General features: G+C 62.3%; 13 protein-coding genes and 1 pseudogene. 7 read left to right on the plus strand and 7 right to left on the minus strand.

Going from position 1 to position 21,762, the window contains the following annotated elements:
- The 4 genes and pseudogenes from AC1DMK_RS29520 to AC1DMK_RS29535 form a co-directional block, all read right to left on the minus strand.
- Positions 1-138 (minus strand): annotated as a pseudogene (locus tag AC1DMK_RS29520) (5-aminolevulinate synthase); the annotation flags it as partial.
- A gap of 200 nt (positions 139-338) precedes the next feature.
- The gene (locus AC1DMK_RS29525) at positions 339-1,136 is read right to left on the minus strand and encodes an FAD binding domain-containing protein (RefSeq protein ID WP_477863844.1); all 798 of its coding nucleotides are present in this window, start codon (positions 1,134-1,136) and stop codon (positions 339-341) included.
- Positions 1,137-1,148: 12 nt separating this feature from the next.
- On the minus strand, positions 1,149-3,494 hold the full coding sequence (locus AC1DMK_RS29530) for a xanthine dehydrogenase family protein molybdopterin-binding subunit (RefSeq protein ID WP_037068678.1): 2,346 nt from the start codon (positions 3,492-3,494) through the stop codon (positions 1,149-1,151).
- Positions 3,495-3,577: 83 nt separating this feature from the next.
- Entirely contained in the window at positions 3,578-4,069 is a 492-nt protein-coding gene (locus AC1DMK_RS29535) for a (2Fe-2S)-binding protein (protein ID WP_477863845.1), read from the minus strand.
- Positions 4,070-4,347: 278 nt separating this feature from the next.
- Between AC1DMK_RS29535 and AC1DMK_RS29540 the strand changes: the two genes are divergently transcribed.
- The 3 genes from AC1DMK_RS29540 (at position 4,348) to AC1DMK_RS29550 (ending at position 12,878) form a co-directional block, all read left to right on the plus strand.
- Entirely contained in the window at positions 4,348-4,611 is a 264-nt protein-coding gene (locus AC1DMK_RS29540; protein ID WP_037068674.1) for a glycine zipper domain-containing protein, read from the plus strand.
- A gap of 170 nt (positions 4,612-4,781) precedes the next feature.
- On the plus strand, positions 4,782-6,710 hold the full coding sequence (locus tag AC1DMK_RS29545) for an autotransporter assembly complex protein TamA (RefSeq protein ID WP_477863846.1): 1,929 nt from the start codon (positions 4,782-4,784) through the stop codon (positions 6,708-6,710).
- 66 nt (positions 6,711-6,776) lie between these two features.
- Positions 6,777-12,878, plus strand: a complete 6,102-nt coding sequence (locus AC1DMK_RS29550; protein ID WP_477863847.1) for a translocation/assembly module TamB domain-containing protein — start codon at positions 6,777-6,779, stop codon at positions 12,876-12,878.
- A 32-nt stretch (positions 12,879-12,910) separates the two neighbouring features.
- Here the strand turns inward: AC1DMK_RS29550 and AC1DMK_RS29555 are convergent, their stop codons facing one another.
- Positions 12,911-13,339, minus strand: coding sequence for an Lrp/AsnC family transcriptional regulator (locus tag AC1DMK_RS29555; protein WP_037068669.1), 429 nt, complete (start codon positions 13,337-13,339; stop codon positions 12,911-12,913).
- Between the two features lie 128 nt (positions 13,340-13,467).
- Between AC1DMK_RS29555 and rocF the strand changes: the two genes are divergently transcribed.
- From rocF to clpB, 4 genes are all read left to right on the plus strand, one after another.
- Complete coding sequence (rocF, locus tag AC1DMK_RS29560) at positions 13,468-14,403, plus strand: arginase (protein ID WP_477863848.1); 936 nt, start codon at positions 13,468-13,470, stop codon at positions 14,401-14,403.
- A 13-nt stretch (positions 14,404-14,416) separates the two neighbouring features.
- Entirely contained in the window at positions 14,417-15,616 is a 1,200-nt protein-coding gene (rocD, locus tag AC1DMK_RS29565) for an ornithine--oxo-acid transaminase (RefSeq protein ID WP_477863849.1), read from the plus strand.
- A 289-nt stretch (positions 15,617-15,905) separates the two neighbouring features.
- Entirely contained in the window at positions 15,906-16,385 is a 480-nt protein-coding gene (locus AC1DMK_RS29570) for a chemotaxis protein CheW (RefSeq protein WP_037068663.1), read from the plus strand.
- Between the two features lie 323 nt (positions 16,386-16,708).
- Positions 16,709-19,312 carry an ATP-dependent chaperone ClpB gene (gene clpB / locus AC1DMK_RS29575; RefSeq protein ID WP_037068662.1) on the plus strand — a complete coding sequence of 868 codons (2,604 nt, stop codon included), beginning with the start codon at positions 16,709-16,711 and terminating at the stop codon, positions 19,310-19,312.
- Between the two features lie 61 nt (positions 19,313-19,373).
- Here the strand turns inward: clpB and AC1DMK_RS29580 are convergent, their stop codons facing one another.
- Both AC1DMK_RS29580 and AC1DMK_RS29585 read right to left on the minus strand, forming a co-directional pair.
- On the minus strand, positions 19,374-21,314 hold the full coding sequence (locus AC1DMK_RS29580) for a M23 family metallopeptidase (protein ID WP_477863850.1): 1,941 nt from the start codon (positions 21,312-21,314) through the stop codon (positions 19,374-19,376).
- 218 nt (positions 21,315-21,532) lie between these two features.
- The coding region (locus AC1DMK_RS29585; protein ID WP_477863851.1) for a hypothetical protein at positions 21,533-21,762 on the minus strand (230 nt) is incomplete at its 5' end.

Consider the following 21,762-nt stretch of genomic DNA (forward strand, 5'->3'; position numbering starts at 1 on the left):
GTCCTTCGGGCCGTCGGCGGTGTGACGCGTGGCACGCGGAAAGCTGCCGCGATGACGCTCAAGATCGGCAAAAACGCGATAACGGCCTTCCGTATKCAGGCCGTCGAGCTCGTTTTTGAAGAATGCTTCGAAATCCATCATATGCTCCAGTATCGTGCGAGCGTTTTTGCGAACGGACGCGCACACGTCAACCCTTTGCCTCCGCTTTAGCACCAAGTGCGGCAAAAGGCCCATAGCTTTGAATTGTTTTAATTCGAAAATGCCGGTCATGCCAAGGGAGGGATGCGAGCGGTGATGATGGCGAGGCAGCGGCGCCGCCTCGCGATCACATGCAATCCTCAGCCGGCGTCGGCAACGGCGCGCTTGGTCATCACCTTGACGAGGTTCGCCCGATATTCCGCGCTCGCATGCAGATCGGACATCAACCCTGATGGATCGACGTCGACAGCGGCAATGGCCGAAGGTGACCAGTTGGCGGCAAGCGCCGTCTCCATGGCACTCTGGCGGAAGACGCCGCCTGAGCCGGCGCCGGTGACGGCCACGCGCACACCGCTTTCCGTCCTCGCGACGAAGACACCGGTCATCGCATAGCGCGAGGCCGGATTCGGGAACTTTGCATAGCCTGCCTTCTCGGGCGCTTCGAAGCTGATCGCGGTGATCAGCTCGCCGTCCTGAAGCGCCGTTTCGAACAGGCCGGTGAAGAAGTCGTCGGCCGCTATCTCCCGCTTGTTGGTGATGATCCGTGCATCGAGCGCCAGCATCGCCGACGGATAGTCGGCCGCCGGGTCGTTGTTGGCGATGGAGCCGCCAATCGTTCCCATGTGACGCACATGCGGATCGCCGATCATGCCGGCCAGGTTGCAGATCGCGGGACAGACCGCTCTCAGCGCAGACGAGGCCGCCACGTCGGCATGGGGCGTGGCCGCGCCGATCGTCGCCTTGCGGCCATCGACGGTGATCCCCTTCATGGCAGGGATGTGCCTGAGATCGACGAGGTCGCTTGGCGCGGCGAGCCGCTGCTTCATCGTCGCGATGAGCGTCATGCCGCCCGAGAGGTATTTGCCCTCCGACGTGCCCGAGATCATCCTGGTGGCTTCGTCGATCGAGGAAGCGCGGTGATAGTTGGTCTGATACATCCTCGTTCCTCCTCAAATGACCGCACGGGCCGCCATCCACACCTTCTGCGGCGTGGCGGGCATGGTGAGCATGTTGTTGCCGATGGCATCGGTGATGGCGTTGATCAGCGCCGGCGGCGAGCCGATGGCGCCCGCCTCGCCGCAACCCTTGATGCCCAGCGGGTTGCTGGGTGATGGCGTGACCTGGTGCGACACCTGGAACGACGGCAGATCGTCGGCGCGCGGCATGGCATAATCCATGAAGCTTGCGGTCAGGAGCTGGCCGTTCTCGTCATAGTGCACGGCTTCGAGCAGCGCCTGTCCGATGCCCTGGGCAATGCCGCCGTGCACCTGTCCCTCGACGATCATCGGATTGATGATGTTGCCGAAATCGTCAGCGGCTACAAACTGGATGATGTCGGTCTTGCCGGTTTCCGGATCGACCTCGACTTCGCAGATGTAGCAACCGGCGGGGAAGGTGAAGTTGGACGGATCGTAGAATGCCGTTTCCTTCAGGCCCGGCTCCATGCCGCTGGGCAGGTTGTGCGCCGTGTAGGCGGCGAGCGCCACCTGGAACCAGGGTAGCATCTTGTCGGTGCCGGCCACCTTCACCTCGCCGTTCTCGATGACGATGTCGCTCTCGTCGGCTTCCATGAGATGCGCGGCGATCTTCTTGGCCTTGGCCTCGACCTTGTCGAGCGCCTTGACGACGGCCGACATGCCCACGGCTCCGGAGCGCGAACCATAGGTGCCCATGCCCATCTGCACCTTGTCGGTGTCGCCGTGCACGATTGAGACGCTGTCGATCGACACGCCGAGCCTGTCGGAGACAAGCTGCGCAAAGGTGGTCTCATGCCCTTGTCCATGGCTGTGAGACCCGGTCAGCACCTCGATGGTGCCGACGGCATTGACGCGCACCTCGGCCGATTCCCAAAGGCCGACACCGGCGCCGAGCGAGCCGACTGCCTGTGACGGCGCGATGCCGCAGGCCTCGATGTAGCAGCTCATGCCGATGCCGCGTTTCTTGCCGCGGCCGGCAGCCTCCGCCTTGCGCGCCGCAAAGCCGTTCCAGTCGGAAGTCTGCATGGCGGCATTCAGCGACGCCTCGTAATCGCCGGCGTCGTAGTTCATGATGACAGGGGTCTGATGCGGGAATTCGCGGATGAAGTTTTTCCGCCGCAGCTCGGCCGGCGAAACGCCGAGTTCGCGCGCCGCGGTCTCCATCGTGCGTTCCAGCAGGTAGGTCGCCTCCGGACGCCCGGCGCCGCGATAGGCATCGACGGGTGCGGTGTTGGTGTAGACCGTGCGGACATTGGCGTGGATTGCCGGGATGTCGTACTGCCCCGACAGCAGCGTCGCATAAAGATAAGTGGGCACGGCCGACGAAAAGAGCGACATGTAGGCGCCGAGATTGGCGATCGTATCGACCTTCAATCCGATGATGCGGTGGTCCTTGTCGAAGGCCATCCTGACCTTGGAGACGTGGTCACGGCCGTGCGCGTCGGTGAGGAAGGCCTCGGTCCGGTCGGAGTTCCATTTCACCGGTACGCCGGTCTTCTTAGAAGCCCAGAGACAGACGATTTCCTCCGGGTAGATATAGATCTTCGATCCGAAGCCGCCGCCGACGTCCGGCGCAATCACGCGCAGCTTGTTTTCAGGCGCGACGTTGTAGAAAGCGCTCATCACCAGCCGGGCGACATGCGGGTTCTGGCTCGTCGTGTAGCAGGTGTAGTGGTCCTCGGCGGAATCATAGATGCCGAGCGCTGCGCGCGGTTCCATGGGATTGGGAGAGAGCCTGTTGTTGTGGATCTCCATCTCCGTCACATGCGCTGCATCCGCGAGGGCCTGGTCGGTCGCCGCTGGATCTCCGAGCTGCCAGTCGAAGATCAGGTTCCCTTCCGCTTCCGGGTGGATCTGCGGCGCGCCGGATTTCAGCGCGTCGACAGCCTCGACCACTGCCGTCAGCTCCTCGTAGTCGACCTCGACGGCTTCGGCCGCATCGCGGGCCTCGGCAAGCGTGTCGGCGACGACAACGGCAACGGCGTCGCCGACATAGCGTACAGTGTCGACTGCCAGCGGTCGCCATGCGCCCATCTTCATCGGCGAGCCGTCCTTGGAATGGATCATCCAGCCGCAGATCAGGTTGCCGATGCCGTCGGCGAGCAGCTGCTTGCCTTCCAGCACGTCGATAACGCCCGGCATCGCCTTGGCCGAGGCGGCATCGATGCCCCTGATCTTTGCATGCGCATGCGGGCTACGGATGAAAAAGGCGAATTTCATGCCCGGCACGACCATGTCGTCGGTATAGCGGCCCTTGCCGGTCAGGAACCGTTTGTCTTCCTTGCGCGCGACGCGCGCACCAATTCCTTCAACACCCATGATGTCCTCCCAATGGGGTTTCGGGCCTGGCATTCGGCCAAAGACAGTCGTGTTCGGCAGTCAGCCAGACAATTCCTGAGGCACTATTCGGCCGCCTGTTTGGCGGTGCCGTGCATCTCTGCGTTGGCAGACAGTATCKCCTTGACGATGTTGTGGTAGCCGGTGCAACGACAGATGTTGCCCTCGAGCTCGTGGCGCACGGTCCGCTCGTCCAGATGGCCGGCATGGCGGCCGATCATGTCGACGGCGGTCATCACCATGCCGGGCGTGCAGAAGCCGCACTGCAAGCCGTGGTGTTCCTTGAACGCGGCCTGGACCGGATGAAGTTCGCCGTTGGCGGCAAGTCCTTCGATCGTCGTTACCGATGAGCCGGAAGCCTGAACGGCAAGGATGGTGCAGCTCTTGACCGATCTGCCGTCCATGTGGACGACGCAGGTGCCGCATTGGGTCGTGTCGCACCCGACATGGGTGCCCGTCAGGCCAAGCTGTTCGCGAATGAAATGGACAAGAAGCGTGCGCTCTTCACAGTCGCCGCTCACCGCCCGGCCATTCACCGTCAGTTTCACTTTCGCCATGATTTCCTCCTCGTGCCTCCTCCAGGCACGGACGGCATCATTTGACGTTTTCGCTTTCGGATCAACCGCTACTTTAGGGAGGTGTGCTAAATTCGGCGTGTTCGCAGCGCGCCATCCAGGACGCCAAGTTTTGAGCCAATTCCGGGTTGCGGTATTCCTTAAAAAAAAGCGGCAAAAGAGGTGGCCTGCCCCTTTTTGCGCCATAGTTTGCGGGCTAGCGTGACAAAAACAAGAATCAGGGACGGCCACCGCCCGACGGGCGACCAACGGAGTTATTGATGAAGAAGATTATTGCCCTCGCCGTGATTGGCCTTTCGATCGCAAGCTGCACCCCGACGCAACAGGGCGCTGGCATCGGTGCGGCGTCAGGTGCCATCATTGGAGGCGCGGTCACAGGCAACGTTCGTGGAGCAGCCGTCGGTGCTGCAATCGGCGGGGTTTCGGGAGCCCTGATCGGCCGCGTCGCCGAGCAGCCGGGCCAATGCTACTATCGCGACGAGTACGGTCGCCGTTACATCGACGATTGCCGCGGCGGCTATTGATCGTCGGCCAGAGACATCGAAATCCCGGGTTCAGCCCGGGATTTTGCATTCTTTTCTGCTAATTCAGCCAGCAAGCGATTTAAAACGGTACACGAAGCGGAATTTTGCCGCTAAGGTTGCCGCCGGCCGGGGGGCGCAGAGCTCAATTCGAATGTAACAAAAAGCGGCGGATGCAGATCAGAGGGAAGCCACCGAAAGCGGGTATTGCGTATCGGCGAGCAGGCACAGTGATGGTGGTCGCAATTGCGACCGCATTTTCACCGGCGCTGGTGGCTGATGCTTTCGCCTTCAAGATTTTCGGTTTCAACATCTTCGGCAAGGACGACTCTGCCGCCGATCAGGTGCCCGACCCGGTGCGCTACGATGTGACGCTGACCACCGATTCGATCGATCCCGATCTCAAGGAAGCTCTCGAAAACAGTTCCCGCCTCGTTGCCGACAAGGACCGGCCCGTCTCGGGCGACCTCGGCGTCGTCGTCAAGGCAAGGGACGACCGCGAGCGGCTGATCGCGGCGCTCTACGAAAAGGCGCGCTATGGCGGTGTCGTGACCATCACCGTCGACGGCCGGAACATCGACGACCTGCCGCCCAATCCTACCTTCAGCCGCAAGGGTCCGGTGCCGGTGACGGTAAGTGTCGCTGCCGGCCCCGTCTTCAAGGTGCGCGAGGTGCAATTCGGCGGCGATGCCGCAAACCGCAATCCGGCCGAGTACGATCTGGCGCCCGGCGATACGGCGGGTTCGCTTACGATCATCAAGGCCGGCGACAAGATCGTCGAGCAGTTGAAGAGCGAGGGTCGTCCGCTTGCGAAGCTGACGACGCGCAAGGTTGTTGCCGATCATCGAACGGATACGGTCGACGTCATCGTGGCGGCCGAAGGCGGGCCTGTCGCGCCGGTCGGCACTGTCGGGGTCTCGGGCGCCAAGGCTGTGCGGTCCGATTTCATCGAGCGCTATTCGCGGCTGAACAAGGGAGACCGCTATTCGCCGGAGGCGCTGAGGAAGGCCGGAGAACGGTTGCGGGCGCTGGGAGTGTTCTCGAGCGTGACCATTCACGAGGCAGAGGAACTTGCCGGCGACGGCAGCCTGCCGATGACGATCGAAGTTTCGGAGGGCAAGCAACGCTATCTCGGCATCGGCGCCCAGTATTCGACGATCGACGGCTTCGGCGTCAACGGCTATTGGGGGCATCGCAATCTTTTCGGCGCGGCCGAAGGGCTGCGGATCGAGGGGGCTGTCGGCCGTCTCGGCGATGCCACGAGCATCGGCGACCTCGACTTTTCCGCCGGCATCACATTCACCAAGCCGGGCGCCTTCGTACCGTCGGCGACCTTGATTGCGAGCATCCTTGCAAAGACCGACAATCCCGATGCCTACAACGCGAAGCTGGTGACCGCATCGCTCGGCCTCGCTTACGAACTGAACGATCAGGATACCCTCACCGGCAGCGGCCAGGCGAGCTGGGAAAAGGATGACGATGCCTTTGGCACGAACACCTACCTGACGTTCTCGGTGCCGCTGCAATACGACAGGGACGCGCGCGACAACAAGCTCGATCCGACCGAAGGCTATCGGGCGATGGCAAGGGTGACGCCGAGCTACGAGGCTTACAACGGCACCTTCTTCTCGGGCTTCGAGGGATCGGTCGCCGGATATCACGGCTTCGGCACGGAGGACCGCATCGTGCTTGCCGGCAAGGTTTCCGCAGGTTTCCTGCTGGGCGCGGACAATCTGGAAAACATACCGGCGACGCGCCGGTTCTTTGCCGGTGGCGGCGGTTCCGTGCGCGGCTATGCCTATCAGGAAATCTCGCCCTATAATGCTGCCAACCAGGCCACAGGCGGCGCATCCTACATGACAGCATCGTTCGAGACCCGCGTCAGGGTCACCGAGAAGATCGGAGTCGTTCCGTTCATCGATGTCGGAACGGTTTCCGCCGATGTTGCGCCCGATTTCTCCGATATACGTACCGGGGTGGGCATCGGTATCCGATACGCAACGCCGTTCGGCCCGCTTCGGCTTGATTTCGCCGTGCCGCTCAACAAGTACGAGGGTGGCTCGAACTACGGGATCTATGCTGGCATCGGTCAGTCGTTCTAACCAGGTTTACGCTCACGGCGCTTCGATGCTGGGAGCTGTCGCAAAAACGGGATAGTGTCCGCCTCCATGCTTATACTGACCAAAATCGCGAAGTGGATTGCGCGGGTGCTCGGCTACTCCGCCGGCGTTGCCGTTATCCTCGTTGCCGTCGCGATCGGTATCTTCGGTTTCACCTCCTTCGGCGCGCGCATCGTCACCGACAAGGTGGCCTCGATCATTTCGAACAGGGATATGACGATCCGGGTCCTGGAGCCGCAGGGATTGCTGACCGGAGGCCTGCGCGCCAGCCGCATCGTGCTTTCGGATACACGGGGCACCTTTGCAGATATCAACGGGCTCTCGATCAACTGGAACCCCCTGGCGCTGCTGACCGGCAGGTTCCACGCCACCCGCCTGGAGGCCTCCTCCATTCGCGTGCTGCGCAAGCCGGTGCGCACCTTGCCGTCGCGGGCCGATGAGACGCAAGGGAGTGGATTCTCCCTGCCGGTGAAGGTCGATATCGATACGATCGCGCTGCCGGAGATCAGCCTTGCCCAGTCGCTGATCGGCCGGGCGTTTACGCTTTCGGCCGATGGCAGCATGCGCGCGGACAATAGCGGCGGCGAGGCCGATATCACGGTACGCCGACATGACGCCCCGGACGCCAAGCTAACGGCGGACGTCGCCTTCATGCCGGATCAGCGCCAGCTGCGGGTCAAGGCGAAACTCAGCGAGCCGAAGGGTGGTCTGCTTGCCGGCCTGCTTGCGCTGCCGGGCAGCCCGGCGCTGGAAATCAGTCTCGATGGAGACGGGCCGGTCTCTGATTGGAAGGGCAAGCTGCAGGCCTCGCTCGATGGCCAGCAACGCGCCTCGATCGAAGCCCGCCATACGCTGACGCCCGACAGTCTGCACCATGTCGACCTCAAGGGTGGTGGCGACCTCAGTTCGCTGTTGCCTGCCGCTTTCCGTCCGCTGTTTGCCGGACAGACGAACATCGATGTCGCCGCAACCTTCGACAACAGGGGCAAGATCGATATTCAGACAGGCAATATCGCCACGGGTGCCGTCGTCATCGCCGCATCCGGCACGCTCGACCCCAAGGGCAAGAACAGCCTGAACGCCAACCTTCTCGGAACGTCGGGACCCGTCGACTTCCGCTGGCCGCTTGCGGACGGCGACGCCCGCTTCATGATCTCAGGCATCAACCTCGCCTTGACGGGCGACGCCAAGGCATCGCGACTGAATGCAAGCGCCTCGCTCGATTCCGCGGTTCTGCCGCAGGCAACGATCAGCAACGTGAAGCTGACAGCCAAAAGCGACAGCTTCAATCTGGCCGGCCGCTCCGGTGCCGTGCAGATCCGGCTCGTCGCCGGGGAGATGACTTTCGCCAATCCGGACATCAATCGTGCGGTGCAGGGGCCGGTGACGATCGCCGCGCCGCTTCAGATCACAGCCGACGCGGTCGGGTTCAACGGCACGACGATCGAGAGCGCATCCGCCAACGCCAGCCTGAACGGTTCCTACAAACTGTCCGACAGCGGCCTGACCGGCAATGCCAAGCTTTCCATCGAGCCTGCGGCACTGCCGCCTGCCGTCGCCGGGCGTTTCGACACGCCGATCGCGATCGAGACGCAGATCGGGGGAACCATTCCTTCGAAGATCAATCTGTCGAACCTCACCATCAAATCCGGCATACTGGAAGCCGCGGGCAACGTTGTGCTCGACGACGGCACGCTGGACGCGGCATTGTCGGGCCGGCTGCCCGATGTTGGCAAGCTCCTCGGGAGCGCCACTGGAGAAATGAACTACGCCATCAAGGCGCGAGGCGATCTTGCTGCCCTTGCGGTCTCCGCAAACTTCAAGGCTACCACGCTCGACATGGCAGGCCGCAGGCTCAGCGACCTCGATGCCACCCTTTCGGGAACAGCCGATCCAAAGGCGCCTCAGGCCGAAGTCACGGCCACCGGCAAGATCGATGGCCAGGCAATCAACATCAGCACGAATATCCAGTCCGCGGATGGGCGGACATTGCTCCCCTCGATCGTCGCCAATGTCGGCAACAACCGGCTGACCGGACATGTCGAGTTCTCCAATACCTTTGCGCCGACCGGTGCGCTGACCTTCGACTTTCCCGATATCGGCCTTCTGGCGGCGCTGGGCGGCCAGAAGGCCGAAGGCGATCTGAAGGGTTCGCTTGATATATCCGATGAGGCTGGCAGGATCGCGCTCAAGATTGCCGCCGCCGGCAGCGGCTTGAAACGCGATACCTTGCTGATCGTCAAACCGGACATCGACGTCACCGTCAGCGATCTCAGGGCCTTTGCGGCCACCGGCTCGATCATGGCGGAACAACTGGCAGCCGGTACGAACAAGATCGAACAGGTGGCGCTGAACTTCACGCAGCACCAGAACCGGACGAATTTCAATCTCGATGCGACCCATGACGGCCACCCGCTGGTGGCGGCCGGCGGCGTGGAAACGAATGCCGGCACCACGCTGGTCCAGCTCGAGCGGTTCTCAGCCAAACCGCACGACATCCCCGTTGATCTTTCGGCGCCGTCGGAGCTGTCGATTACCGGCGGCACCGTCACGCTGAACGGATTGAAGCTGAAAACCGGGGCTGGCTCGGTCAGTGTCACAGGATCGGCTGGCGAGACGCTTGCAATCAATGCCGACATCAAGGAGCTGCCGGCGAGCCTGGCAAACAGCTTCGTTCCCAAGCTGGATGCCGAAGGAACGATTTCAGGCAAGGTTTCGGTGACCGGAACGCCAGCTGCGCCGATTGCCAGCTTCAAGCTGGACTGGAAAAATGCCTCGACCAGCCACACCAGGGGCGCCGGATTGTCGCCGCTTGCCATTGGTGCCGACGGCAAGTTTGCAGACGACAAGCTCGATTTTCAGACGGATCTCAGCGGCAAGGGCGGCGTGTCGTTGAAAGCGGCCGGCAATTTCGTGGCGGCCGGACCGAATGCGCAGTCGCTGAATGTCGATGCCGATATCGTCAACATCCCGGCCGGTCTGGCGAACGCATTCGTTCCCGATCTGGCGGCCGAGGGGTCCATTACCGGGAATGTCACCGCGTCCGGCAAGCTTCCAGCGCCGGCGCTGGATTTCAAGCTGAACTGGAAGAACGCGGCCACCAGCCAGACAAAGGCTGCAAAGCTCTCGTCGCTTGGCGTCACTGCGAACGGCAAGCTCGAGAGCAATGTTGTCCATTTCAACGCGAATGCGAGCGGCAGCGGTGGCCTCTCGGTCAAGGCCGGCGGCAGCTTTGTGGTGGCCGGCGGCGATGCGCAGACGCTGAAGCTCGACGGCACGCTTGCCAGTGTACCGGCGGCGCTTGCCAATGGGTTTGTTCCGGATCTTGCGGCCGAAGGCATGATTTCCGGGACTTTTGCTGCTTCCGGCAAGCTGCCGCTGCCGACCGCCGATTTCAAACTCGACTGGAAGAACGCAGCGACGAGCCAGACGAAGGCCGCCGGTCTTTCGGGGGTCAAGCTTACCGCAGGCGGCAAATTTGCCGATGGCAAGCTGGATTTCGACACGACGGTTTCGGCAAATGGCGGAATTGGACTGAAGGCCGCGGGCAAGGTTTCGCTTGATGGTGCGGCCGTGCGCGACCTTGCCGTCGATGCCACGATCACCCAACTTCCGGCGAGCCTTGCCAATGGTTTCGTTCCAGGACTGGGCGCGAGTGGCACGATCTCCGGCACCGCGTCGGCTTCGGGTAACTTGCAGCAGCCGACGGCCAAGTTCGACCTTGCCTGGAAGGACGTCGCCACCAGCCAGACAAAAGCCGCAAGGCTTCCCGCCATGGATTTGACCGTCCAGGGAACGCTTGCGGACAAAGTGCTCGACTTCCAGACGAAGCTCGATGGCGATGCGGGTGCTGCACTGCAGGCTTCGGGCAAGGTCGGGATAGAAGGCTTCAAGCCGACCAACCTCAAGGCCAATGCCACCCTTAACAATCTTCCCGCAGCGTTGATCAGCAGCTTCGTCCCCAATCTCGATGCCGGCGGCATGATCTCGGGAACGGCGACGGCATCCGGCGCGCTGCCGCTGCCCGCTGTGGATTTCAAGCTCGACTGGGCGAATGTGGCGACCCGTCAGACAAGGAGCGCAGGGCTTCCGGCGCTCAGCCTGAATGCCACGGGCAAGTTTGCCGACAACAGGATAGACTTCGACGCAAACCTCGCGAGCAACAGCAGGGCGCTGCTGAAGGCGAAGGGCACGGCTGCGCTCAATGGCACCAGCGTTCAAGGCCTTTCGATCGACGCCGACATCACGGATCTGCCGGCAAGCCTTGCAAACGGCTTCGTTCCAAGCCTCGGCGCTGAAGGAACGATTTCGGGCACGGCCAAAACATCGGGCACTCCGGTCAATCCGATCATCGATTTCAAGCTTGACTGGCGCAATGCCGCGACGACGCAGACGAGGGCATCGGGTATCGGGCCGCTGTCTTCGAATGCCAGCGGCAAGCTCGCGGACAACAGGCTCGACTTCACCACCAACTTGAGCGGCAACGGCGTCTCGTTGAAGGCCGGCGGCAATTTCACGGTTGCCGGTGCGAACGCGCAATCGCTTTCGGTCAATGCCGACATCTCGAACCTGCCGGCTGGCCTGGCAAATGCCTTCGTGCCCGGTTTGGCGGCAGCAGGCAATATTAGCGGAACGGTGGCGGCATCCGGCAGGCTGCCGATGCCCAATGTGGATTTCAAGCTCGACTGGCGGAATGCGACGACCAGCCAGACACGCGGTGCCGGTCTATCGCCGCTTGCCATCGGCGCCAACGGAAGGCTTGCGAGCGGCAAACTCACGATCGACACTGATGTCGCCGGCGATGGCGGACTGTCGCTGAAAGGCGGCGGCAGCGTCGTCATATCAGGCACGCGTGCGCTCGATATGCGCTTTTCGGGCAACCTTCCCTTTGCCGTGCTCGGCACGCAGCTTGCGGCGCAGGGTTTCGTCGCCAGCGGGAGCGCCAACTTCAATCTGCAGGTTGGCGGCACTGCGGCCGCGCCTGTCATCAACGGAACCGTGACGACCAGCGGCGCCGGGATCGTCGATGTCCGGCGCAACCTTGCGATCAACAATCTGACGGCTGACATCCGGCTCAACGGGCAACAGGCCGTCATCTCGCGGCTGACCGGTCAGCTCGCCAGCGGCGGAAGCGTTTCCGTCACCGGTAGCGTCGGCATTCAACCGGCGGCGAATTTTCCGGCGAATATCGACGTGAAGCTCGACCGAGCCGTCTATGTCGACGGCACGCTCGTGGTGGCTACCGTGGACGGTACGATCGCACTGCGCGGTCCGCTTCTCGCCAGCCCGACGCTCAGCGGCAAGCTGCGGCTTGAGAAGGCTTCAATCACGGTGCCGGAAAAGCTGCCGACATCGCTCAGGGAAATCGACATCAAGCACCTGAACGCTCCAAAGGCAGTTCTTGCCCAGCTCCGCGACACCGCCGCAAGGGGCTCGCGTGAGACGTCGAACACGATCAATCTCGACCTGCAGCTGGACGCTCCCTCGCAGATCTTCGTCCGGGGTCGCGGCATCGATGCTGAGCTTGGCGGCAGCGTGACGATCAGGGGTACAGCCGCCGCGCCCGCCGTCTCGGGTGGCTTTACCATGCGGCGCGGCCGGCTCACCATTCTCAATCGTCGCCTGGATTTCTCCGACAAGAGCCGCATTACCTTCGCCGGCGACTTGACGCCGGCGCTGCAGATGGAAGCGAACTCGACGTCCGGTACCACGACGCTCACGGTCGGCGTCACCGGTCTGGCGACGGATCCTTCGATCACCTTCTCCTCCTCGCCGGCGCTGCCGCAGGACGAGGTCCTCGCCCAGCTGATCTTCGGCCAGTCCATGTCGAGGCTTTCGGCGATCCAGATCGCGCAACTGGCCGATGCCGTCGGCCAGTTGGCGGGCGGCCGTTCGACCTCCCTGTTCCAGGGGCTGCGCAATCAGCTAGGCGTCGACGACTTCGATATCAGCACCGATGCAAACGGCCGGACGAATGTGGGCGTGGGGCGCTATCTCAACGAGCGGACCTATCTCGAATTGCAGCAGAACGCCAAGGACGGTGCCAAGGCGATCATCAACCTCGATGTCGGCCGTGGCGTGAAGCTGAGAGGCGCTGCCGGCGGCAATGGTTCGGGCGAAGCGGGCATCGTCTACGAACACGAGTACTGACGGCTTGGTTGAAACGCGGCCGCCCTTCTATTTCAAAAGCTGGATTTTCTGGTTTTCAGGAGGATGTTGGTCTCGGTGGTGTTGATGCCGTTGATGAGGCGGATGCGTCGCAAGGTTTCGTCGAACGAGACGAGATCGCGGTCTTCGAGTTCCGCGATGAAGTCCCACTTCCCATTGGTGCTGTGGAGGGCGCGAACCTGCGGCAGGCCGCGAAGCTGATCGGCAACCTTGTCGGCAAGCTTGCCGAGAACCTCGATCAGGACGATGGCCCGCACACCTGCGGCGCGGGTTTCGTGGCCGGTGCGGACCGTGAATGCCGCGATGGTGCCATTGGCGACAAGCCGGTCGATCCGGGCGGCGACCGTTGCCCGCGAAGCGCCGGTCATGGCGGCGAGCGAGGAGACCGGTGTGCGGGCATTGTGGCGCAGGGCGCTCAGAAGTTGCTGATCGAGATCGTCCATGGTTCTCACTTTGTAAAAGTGGACTTATCAAAGTGTCAAATCATAGTTCGTTACTGACACTTTTTCATCTTTTTGTCTTCACGGCGATATTCGATATTTATCCCGAAGCAGCGATCAGGAGAGAAACAATGCAGGCACCAACGAGATCGGTAACCCTCATCGGCGCGCCGCTGGAAGAGGGCTCTGGCCGCAGAGGTGCTGCCATGGGTCCTGCCGCACTGCGGATCGCCGGCGTCGACCAGACGCTGGTCGATCTCGGCTACGATGTTGCCGATGCGGGCGACGTTCAGGTGGTGCCGGCACGCGATCTGCCAAACCATCCGAAGGCGCACCATTTGCGAACCGTCGGCGCCTTTACCCGCGCTCTGGAAGCAAGCACATACGAGGCCGCCGCCGCGGGTCGCTTTCCGCTCATTCTCGGGGGCGATCACAGCCTCTCCATGGGGACCGTTTCAGGCATGGCGCGCCATGCGGCCAAGCAGGGCCGGCCGCTCTTTGTATTGTGGCTCGATGCGCATTCCGACTTCAACACGCCGGCGACCTCTCCCTCGGGCAATATCCATGGCATGCCGGTCGCCTTCTTCTGCGGCCAGGCAGAACTTGCCGACATCCTGCCGCGCGACCGGCCCATCGTCGATCCACGCAATGTCTTCCAGGTCGGCATCCGCTCCGTGGATGCGCCGGAGCGGGAATTGATCCAGCGGCACGGTGTCAACGTTTTCGATATGCGCTCGATCGACGAGCAGGGTGTCGCGTCGATCATGAATGGCATTCTCGGTACGGTCGCTGCTGCCAACGGTCTTTTGCATGTCAGCTTGGATGTGGATTTCCTCGATCCGGATCTCGCGCCGGGCGTCGGCACGACCGTTCCGGGTGGCGCTACCTTCCGCGAAGCGCATCTGATCATGGAGATGCTGTGCGATAGCGGCCTCGTCTCGTCGCTCGATCTTGTCGAGCTCAACCCATTCCTTGACGATCGCGGCAAGAGCGCCCGCGTTCTCGTGGAACTCACGGCAAGCCTCTTCGGGCGTCGGATTTTCGACCGCCCGACGCGCGCAGCATAAGAAAGCGACCGACATGAGCACGACAGCCAATCTGATCGATACCGAACAGCGTCTCGGAGCCCACAACTACAAGCCGCTCGACGTGGTGCTGACCCGCGGCGAGGGGGTGTACGTCTGGGACACGGACGGCAAGCGCTATCTCGACTGCCTCTCGGCCTACTCTGCGGTCAACCAGGGCCACTGCCATCCGAAGATCCTCGCTGCAATGGTCGAGCAGGCCGGCAAACTGACGCTGACCTCGCGTGCCTTCCGCAACGACCAGCTCGCCCATCTTTACGAAGAGCTGGCCGCGCTCACGGGTTCGCACAAGATCCTGCCGATGAACTCCGGCGCGGAAGCGGTGGAGACCGCCATCAAGGCCGTGCGCAAGTGGGGCTACGAGGTCAAGGGCGTGCCGGAAGGCAAGGCCGAGATCATCGTCTGCTCGGACAATTTCCATGGCCGGACRCTGAGCATCATCAGCTTCTCGACCGATCCGGATGCGCGCACCGGCTTCGGCCCCTATACCCCTGGTTTCCGGACCGTTGCCTTCGGGGATGCAGATGCGTTTGCCGCCGCGATCAACGACAATACCGTCGCAGTGCTGATAGAGCCCATCCAGGGCGAGGCCGGTGTGGTCATCCCTCCGACCGGCTACTTCAAGCGGATGCGCGAGCTGTGCACGGAAAACAACGTCACCCTCATTCTCGACGAGATCCAGACCGGCCTTGGCCGCACTGGCAAGCTTCTTGCCGAAGAGCACGAGGGCATCGAAGCCGACGTGACGCTGATCGGCAAGGCACTCTCCGGCGGCTTCTATCCGGTCTCGGCCGTCCTTTCGAACAGCGAAGTGCTCGGCGTGCTCAAGCCCGGCCAACACGGCTCGACCTTCGGCGGCAATCCGCTCGCCTGTGCGGTGGCGCGTGCGGCGCTGAAGGTTCTGACCGAGGAAGGCATGATCGAGAACGCCGCCAAGATGGGCGACTATTTCCTCGAAGGCCTGCGGTCGATCCGGTCCAACATCGTCAAGGACGTGCGCGGCCGCGGATTGATGATGGCGGTCGAACTGGTCCCGGAAGCGGGCGGCGCACGGCAGTATTGCTACTCGCTCAAGGAGCGAGGCCTGCTTGCAAAGGATACGCACGAAAACACCATCCGCCTTGCCCCGCCGCTGGTCATCACCAAGGACCAGGTCGAATGGGCGGTGGAGCAGATCGAGAAGACGATCGCCTGATCGCTCCAGGGGCCGGATCGGTGCGCGCAACGACGAACCGCGCGTGCTGACGAAGGACGTCGTCGTGTTGCGTGGTGCCTTCTCGCATGCTCGGATCAGAAGCGTGAGCCGGGCGAAAAATCGTTCGCGCCGATTTAGAATTGAGCAACACTCTTTCACTAATGTCGACCGCAATCGTACCGGTTCTCTTCATAGTCAAAGGGGACTGGCGGTTTGAAGGCAAAGTTCATCCGCGCTAATGGTGGTGTGGTTGCTTCTGCCCTGGCTTTCGACAGTTGGGACAATTCTAATGGCCACGATCAATTCCACGAGCTTCAGCGGCGATACGCTGGAAATCATTGCCTTCAGACTGCACGACCAGGAATTCTGCGTTAAGACGACGACGATCCGCGAGATCCGTGGATGGGCGCCTTCGACGCCGATCCCCCACTCGCCGGCCGACGTCATCGGCGTCATGAACCTGCGCGGCTCAGTCATCCCGATCATCGACCTCGCCTTCAAGCTCGGCATGAAGAGCACTGTTGCCAACGAGCGCAGTGCGATTGTCGTTGCCGAAGTGCACAACATGGTCATCGGCATGCTGGTCGACCGCGTTTCCGACATCCTCACCATCTCGTCCAGCCAGGTTCAGCCGGTGCCTGAAGTGACGGCGTCGTTCGACCGCGCCTTCTGCGAGGGCATCATCGCCTCCGAAAACGGCATGATCTGCTTCCTGAACCTCGCCAAGATGTTCAAGGAAAACGAGACCGACGACCTCGTCGCCGCGTAAGGCACGCTCCATTCAACACACAAGGTCGGCCCGCAGGCGCACGTCGCTCCCGCGGGCCGGCTTTTTTGGGTATGTTTTGGCGAATTCCCGCCTGGTTTCGGCTGTGAGTACAGCGCCGAGGTGCCCCGGGTGCATTGCTTCCGACGCGGGTTTTTCGTTTCCCCGCCTCTTTAAACTTTTCAAATCCTCCACCATATCCAGCCCAAGTTCTTCTGCTGCAAATCACATAGGCGGCGAAGAGAACGGGCTTGCCTTTTGAGGGAGCTCAATCTCAGTCATCGGTCTGTGCCTCATGAGGGCAGGGCGATCCATGGAGGTATGAAATGAATATCGAGAAATACTCCGAACGCGTGCGCGGATTCATCCAGTCGGCGCAAACCTATGCTCTTGCACAGGGTCACCAGCAATTCACGCCGGAGCATGTCCTGAAGGTACTGCTCGACGACGATCAGGGCATGGCCGCGTCGCTGATCGAACGCGCAGGCGGCGACCCCAAGGCTGCCCGCTTCGCCAACGATGCGGCCCTTGCAAAGCTGCCGAAGGTTGCCGGCGGCAATGGCCAGATCTATCTCGCCGCGCCGCTCGCCAAGGTTCTGTCGACGGCCGAAGAGGCTGCGAAGAAGGCTGGCGACAGTTTCGTCACCGTCGAGCGGCTGCTGCAGGCATTGGCGATCGAATCCTCGGCTTCCACGTCCGGTACGCTGAAGAGCGCCGGCGTCACCGCACTCGCGCTCAATCAGGTGATCAACGAGATTCGCAAGGGCCGCACGGCGGATAGCTCGAATGCCGAACAGGGCTTCGATTCCTTGAAGAAATACGCGCGTGATCTCACCGCCGAGGCCCGCGACGGCAAGCTCGACCCCGTCATCGGCCGCGACGACGAGATCCGCCGCACGATCCAGGTTCTATCGCGTCGCACCAAGAACAATCCGGTGCTGATCGGCGAGCCCGGCGTCGGCAAGACGGCGATCGTCGAAGGCCTGGCGCTGCGTATCGTCGATGGCGACGTGCCTGAATCCCTCAAGGACAAGAAGCTGATGGCGCTCGACATGGGCGCGCTGATTGCCGGCGCGAAGTATCGCGGCGAGTTCGAAGAGCGGCTGAAGGCCGTGCTCAACGAAGTGCAATCTGAAAATGGCGAGATCATCCTTTTCATCGACGAAATGCACACGCTGGTCGGTGCCGGCAAGGCGGACGGGGCGATGGATGCCTCGAACCTGCTTAAGCCTGCGCTTGCCCGCGGCGAGCTGCACTGCGTCGGTGCGACCACGCTCGACGAATATCGCAAGCATGTCGAAAAGGATCCGGCTCTCGCCCGCCGCTTCCAGCCTGTAATGGTTGAGGAGCCTACGGTCGAGGACACGATCTCGATCCTTCGCGGCCTGAAGGAAAAATACGAGCAGCACCATAAGGTGCGCATCTCGGATTCGTCCCTGGTTGCGGCTGCGACGCTGTCGAACCGCTACATCACCGACCGCTTTCTTCCCGACAAAGCGATCGACCTGATGGACGAGGCGGCGGCCCGGTTGCGCATGCAGGTGGATTCCAAGCCCGAAGAGCTCGACGAACTCGATCGCCGCATCATGCAGCTGAAGATCGAGCGCGAGGCACTGAAGAAGGAAACCGACGTTGCCTCCGCCGACCGGCTGTTGCGGCTCGAAACCGAACTGACCGGCCTCGAGGAGGAAGCCGATGCGCTGACGGCCCGCTGGCAGGCTGAAAAGCAGAAACTCGGCCTTGCCGCCGACCTGAAGAAGCAGCTCGACGAAGCGCGCAACGAACTGGCGATCGCCCAGCGCAAGGGTGAATTCCAGCGCGCCGGCGAACTGACCTACGGCGTCATTCCGGAGCTTGAAAAGAAACTGACGGATGCCGAACAGCAGGACGGCGACCGCAGCGCCATGGTGCAGGAGGTCGTCACCCCCGACAACATTGCGCATGTGGTTTCCCGCTGGACCGGCATTCCCGTCGACAAGATGCTGGAAGGCGACCGCGAGAAGCTTCTTCGGATGGAAGACGAGCTCGCGAAATCGGTGATCGGCCAGGGCGATGCGGTTCAGGCAGTGTCGCGGGCTGTTCGCCGTGCGCGCGCCGGGCTTCAGGATCCGAACCGGCCGCTCGGCTCGTTCATCTTTCTCGGCCCGACCGGCGTCGGCAAGACTGAACTGACCAAGGCGCTTGCGCGCTTCCTGTTCGACGACGAGACGGCGATGGTGCGCATGGACATGTCCGAGTACATGGAAAAGCATTCCGTCGCCCGGCTGATCGGCGCTCCTCCCGGCTATGTCGGCTATGAGGAGGGCGGCTCGCTGACGGAAGCCGTCCGCCGCCGGCCCTATCAGGTCGTGCTGTTCGACGAGATCGAAAAGGCGCATCCCGATGTCTTCAATGTTCTGCTGCAGGTGCTGGACGACGGACGCCTGACGGACGGCCAAGGCCGTACGGTCGATTTCCGCAACACGATGATCATCATGACGTCGAACCTCGGTGCCGACTACCTCACCCAGCTGGGCGAGGGCGAGGACAGCGATGTGGTTCGCGATCAGGTGATGGAGGTCGTGCGCGGTCACTTCCGGCCGGAGTTCCTGAACCGCGTCGATGAGATCATCCTCTTCCACCGCCTGAAGCGCGATGAGATGGGCGCGATCGTCGATATCCAGCTGAAGCGCCTGGTGGCGCTGCTTGCCGAACGCAAGATCGTCATCGATCTCGACGAGGAGGCCCGGCATTGGCTTGCCAACAAGGGTTACGATCCGGTCTATGGAGCGCGGCCGTTGAAGCGCGTGATCCAGAAGTATGTTCAGGACCCGCTGGCCGAGCAGATCCTCTCCGGCCAGGTCCCCGACGGATCGACGGTCAAGATCACCAGCGGTTCCGACCGGCTGCTGTTCAGGACACGGAACCCGGCCGTCAGCGAAGCGGCGTAAGACATCGCGTGCTGGAAACGAAGAATGGCGGCCCCGGGCCGCCATTCTTGTCTGTGCATTGCTATTTGCTTGCCACCTGCGGCGGCGGCTCGTTGCCAAGCAGCGTATCGATGCGCTTGCGCTCGTCCTCGAACTTCACCAGCGCCTCGCCCTTCAACGACTTTCCACCCGGCAGGCGAACCCTGAGCGGGTCGACCTTGGTGCCGTTGACGATCATTTCGTAGTGCAGGTGCGGGCCGGTCGATTCGCCTGTGGTGCCGACCCAGCCGATCACCTGGCCCTGGCGCACCTTGGAGCCGGGAACGACGCCCTTGGCGATCGCGCTCTGGTGGTTGTAGGAGGATTCGTAACCGTTGGCGTGGCGGACGATCGTCTGGTTGCCGTAGCCGCCGGAATCCCAGCCGGCCTTTTCGACCGTACCGTTGCCGACGGCGATGATCGCCGTGCCTCGGGGTGCTGCCCAGTCGACGCCAGTGTGCATGCGGGCAAAACCGAGGATCGGGTGCCTGCGCATACCGAAGCCCGACTTGAAGATGCCGTTCGGTACCGGGTTGCGCAACAGGAACTGACGGATGCTCTTGCCATCCTGGTCGAAATAGTCGATCGAGCCGTCGTCGGGGTCCTGGAAGCGGTAGAAGCGCGTCTGCGTATCGCCGAAACGGGCACTGACGTAGAGGAGATCGGAATCCTCCGTCGCCTGGCCGCTGGAATCGGCCACCGAGAAGAAGGCCTCGAGGCTGTCGGTGGGGCGCAGTTCCGCCTGGAAGTCGACGCTGCTTGCAAGCAGCTTGATGATGAGCGCCGTCATATCCTTGGTCATGCCGTAGGAAAGGGCGGCGCGATAAATGCCGTCGTAGACGCGCGGCAGGTTCTGGTTGGATGGCGCGGTCATCGCACTGTCGTCAAAAGCGGTCGTGACCGCATCGAGCTGCGGCGGCTCCCGGCCGGCGACGTAGCGGTCGTGGTCGTCGAGCGCCACGGTGACCAGGTGCCTGACGCCGCGATAGACGCTGGCGCGGATGATCTTGGCCTGTTCGCCGCGCTGCAGAATGCCGATGCGCAGGACGTCGCCCTTCGAGAGGAGCTCCGATCCGGTGAGCGGTGACAGATAGCTCGCAAGTCCCTTAGCCTGCGGTTCGGGGTAGCCCGAATCCATCATCGCCTTGACGATCGGAGTGTCCTGGCGCACCGGTATGATATCGTCGGCAAACTCCTCGGTCTCAGGCGTGATGGATTCCGGTGCGGAGACCGTCATGTTCTGCTCGAGAACGCGGGCAGTGAGCCCGGCCGTCAGGTCGACGTCGTTGTCGTCATTGGAGAAGCGGCGGGGATCGACGTAATAAAGAGCGGCGATCTGGGCTGCGCCGTCGGTCAGCACCGAGCCGTTGGACCGGACGTTTTCCTCGATCTCGTCAAGCGACATGCCGGCGGCCACCTGAAAATCGGACTTGCCGGTGGCGTAGGCAACGGTCTTCAGGCTGACTTCGGATTCGACGTCGGAGCCGTAGATCTGGCCGGTGCGGGCGGCGGGCGACGGCTCGGGCTCGTCGGCCGAGAAGATGGTCAGCGGATTGAAGCCCGGATAATCCTCGGTGGCGACGTGGTTGGCCGCAAGTGTCATCTTCACGCGCGCGAACGGCTGGCGGCGAACCACCTCCTTGTCGCCCTCGTGAACCACGGTCGAGACTTCCATGATCTTGCGATCGGAGGGTTTGGCAGCGATTGCCGGCGCGATCAGCCGGCCGCCGCGGGTCACGTCGGTATCGGTGTGCGCGTCGGCATGGACGTTGGCATAGGCCTCGGCAGGGATGGCCAGCTGCTGGCGGCCGTCGAGGGCGGCAAACAGGGCGACGCCCATCAGGACGCTCGAGGTTATGCCGGTGAGGAACGTGCCCGAAAGCCAGCGCAGCGAAACTTCGCGGCGGTCGGGTGCGCGCCTGCCATCGGCGAGAAGCGGTGGCTCGTTGCCGAACGAGCGGATCATCATCTTCTCCGTCATCATGGCAGTTGGGTCCGCGTCCTTTCGATGGGCTTCTTCGGGTGCCGTTCTGGCGGGCCGAAAAGTGCATAGTTTGGCAATGCAAGTCAAATGGGCGGCGCAAACGCCCCCCAATCGTCTGCTCTTGAGATCATCCGATTGTGAAGATGTGAGGGCGAAAGGGCTGGTCGCGCGATTTTACCGTCCTATTTATGTAGAAATGAACCCAGGAAAGGGCGATTTCAGTCGACAGAATCTAGCTTCTGAAAATCCCGCTTTGAATTCAACGAGATGATCGAAATCTCAAGTTTTTCGAAAACGGCTGTTGACTTGGAAAAGGGGTTAGCCGTATAAGCCCCCTCACTGAACGAGGGCGGCGGCGCTGCTGGCGACGATGTCTTTTGTTCTTGGTTTCCTGATTGGCTTTGTTGGCTGATGACGGGTTTGGGGCTTTCGGGCTTTGAGCTTGGGA

Source organism: Rhizobium sp. 05L419 (genome assembly GCF_056397845.1).

What these genes read in the sequence shown, in the direction of transcription:
- AC1DMK_RS29525 (WP_477863844.1), bottom strand. Translation starts at nt 1,136, where the DNA reads ATGTATCAGACCAACTATCACCGCGCTTCCTCGATCGACGAAGCCACC.
- AC1DMK_RS29530 (WP_037068678.1), bottom strand. Translation starts at nt 3,494, where the DNA reads ATGGGTGTTGAAGGAATTGGTGCGCGCGTCGCGCGCAAGGAAGACAAA.
- AC1DMK_RS29540 (WP_037068674.1), top strand. Translation starts at nt 4,348, where the DNA reads ATGAAGAAGATTATTGCCCTCGCCGTGATTGGCCTTTCGATCGCAAGC.
- AC1DMK_RS29545 (WP_477863846.1), top strand. Translation starts at nt 4,782, where the DNA reads ATGCAGATCAGAGGGAAGCCACCGAAAGCGGGTATTGCGTATCGGCGA.
- AC1DMK_RS29550 (WP_477863847.1), top strand. Translation starts at nt 6,777, where the DNA reads ATGCTTATACTGACCAAAATCGCGAAGTGGATTGCGCGGGTGCTCGGC.
- AC1DMK_RS29555 (WP_037068669.1), bottom strand. Translation starts at nt 13,339, where the DNA reads ATGGACGATCTCGATCAGCAACTTCTGAGCGCCCTGCGCCACAATGCC.
- rocF (WP_477863848.1), top strand. Translation starts at nt 13,468, where the DNA reads ATGCAGGCACCAACGAGATCGGTAACCCTCATCGGCGCGCCGCTGGAA.
- AC1DMK_RS29570 (WP_037068663.1), top strand. Translation starts at nt 15,906, where the DNA reads ATGGCCACGATCAATTCCACGAGCTTCAGCGGCGATACGCTGGAAATC.
- clpB (WP_037068662.1), top strand. Translation starts at nt 16,709, where the DNA reads ATGAATATCGAGAAATACTCCGAACGCGTGCGCGGATTCATCCAGTCG.
- AC1DMK_RS29580 (WP_477863850.1), bottom strand. Translation starts at nt 21,314, where the DNA reads ATGATGACGGAGAAGATGATGATCCGCTCGTTCGGCAACGAGCCACCG.